Origin of the sequence: Stenotrophomonas sp. YIM B06876 (genome assembly GCF_030711595.1) — a bacterium.
Taxonomy (GTDB): Bacteria; Pseudomonadota; Gammaproteobacteria; order Xanthomonadales; family Xanthomonadaceae; genus Stenotrophomonas.
The window spans coordinates 680-2179 of the sequence record NZ_JAUJUJ010000124.1; the positions used below are offsets into that span (position 1 = coordinate 680).

General features: G+C 58.9%; 3 protein-coding genes. All 3 read left to right on the forward strand.

What is annotated here, in order from left to right:
- The coding region (locus QZH66_RS15255) for a hypothetical protein (RefSeq protein ID WP_305806759.1) at positions 1-831 on the forward strand (831 nt) is incomplete at its 5' end.
- Positions 832-834: 3 nt separating this feature from the next.
- On the forward strand, positions 835-1152 hold the full coding sequence (locus QZH66_RS15260; protein WP_305806760.1) for a hypothetical protein: 318 nt from the start codon (positions 835-837) through the stop codon (positions 1150-1152).
- Between the two features lies 1 nt (position 1153).
- The coding region (locus tag QZH66_RS15265; RefSeq protein ID WP_305806761.1) for a zonular occludens toxin domain-containing protein at positions 1154-1500 on the forward strand (347 nt) is incomplete at its 3' end.

Consider the following 1500-nt stretch of genomic DNA (forward strand, 5'->3'; position numbering starts at 1 on the left):
GGCGCTTTTATTCAGGACATTACTATTCAGATTCATGTCAAGGTGAATACCGGGGCGGGCACGACGTTACTGCCTGCAAGTCTTGACGATATCGCGCCATATATGGATGCCCCCGATGCTCCGTTGCTCACGCCCCAGGTTGTCGAGCAGGGCATCGTAAAGGCTGGCATTGACCCCTTCGGCGCGGCTGAGCCCACTGTCAAGGTAACTGGGCCTGCAACGGCCCCGGGAGAGAAGACTAGTACGACTGAGCAAGTCAAGCTCATTCCTGGTACGACCACGGTGGCCCCTCCTGGCACGTCCGTGACTGAGCCGGGCACTAAGGTGACGACTTCGGACACCTCGCAAAAGCTCAGCTACAAGGACAATGTTATGACCGCTACCTCTGTGGTCAACAACACCACCAATATCACCAATAACGTCACCAATCAAACCATAAACGAGGGTGACAAAATAACCGAGTCGGAACAGCCTGAGATTAAGGTGTGCGGCCTGCCTGGAACGCCTGCCTGCAAAATCGATGAGGCTGGCACTCCCAAGGAAAAAGAAGATACGGCGGAGCAGGACGCTAAGACCGCGATAAGGCCACTCGACGACTTCATCAAATCCCCGTCATCGGTATTGCCTGAGCTGCCCAAAATCAATTGGGCGTTCACGCTGCCATCTGGCTGCTCCCCCATCGCGCTCCCGGCGTTTGAGCCCTGGCTGCAGCAAATCGACGTTTGCCAGTTCCAGCCCATATTCCACGACATCATGGGTTTCGTATGGGTCATGGGCGGCATCTTCGGTGCCATCGGCACCTTCTGGCGCAACACGTTTTCTCAGGGGTAAGCCATGCCATTACTTGCTGCATTCCTCGGCTCCATCGGCACGGGCATTTATGCTCTCCTGGTCTCGCTGTTCGGCGCCAAGATCGCCGCGCGCCTTGCGGCCGTGCTCACGCTGGCCACCATCTACATCAGCTGCGTGGCGTTCTTCATGACGCTGATTGAGCCCTGGTTGGCGGGCCTGTTCTCGTCCACTTACGGCCAGCTGCTCGGCCTGTTGTTCCCGCCGATCAGCGGCACTGTCGTCGCCGGCCTGGGCACCTATTGGACGTGCGTCATTGGCGTCAAATACGTCTCCAGCCTCACCAAAATGGCGGTGGGTTGATATGCCGGTCTACTCTGTCGAGGGCAAGCTCGGCACGGGCAAAACCAAGTTCGCGGTGTATCAGGCCCAGCTCGCGCTCTTCACCGGCCGCCGCGTCGCGTCCAACGTCGATATCAAGCCCGAAGTGCTACACCCTTACAAGCGCTGCACCTACGTGCGCATCCCCGACAAGCCCACGGCCGACGATCTGCACGCCATGGGGCACGGCAACCCCGACACCTATAACGAGGACCGCAACGGCGTGCTTATCCTCGACGAGCTGGGCACATGGCTGAACACGCGTTCGTTCCAGGACAAGGGCCGGGCGGCGGTTATCGACTGGATGATCCACGCCCGTAAGTACGGCTG

What these genes read in the sequence shown, in the direction of transcription:
- QZH66_RS15260 (WP_305806760.1), top strand. Translation starts at nt 835, where the DNA reads ATGCCATTACTTGCTGCATTCCTCGGCTCCATCGGCACGGGCATTTAT.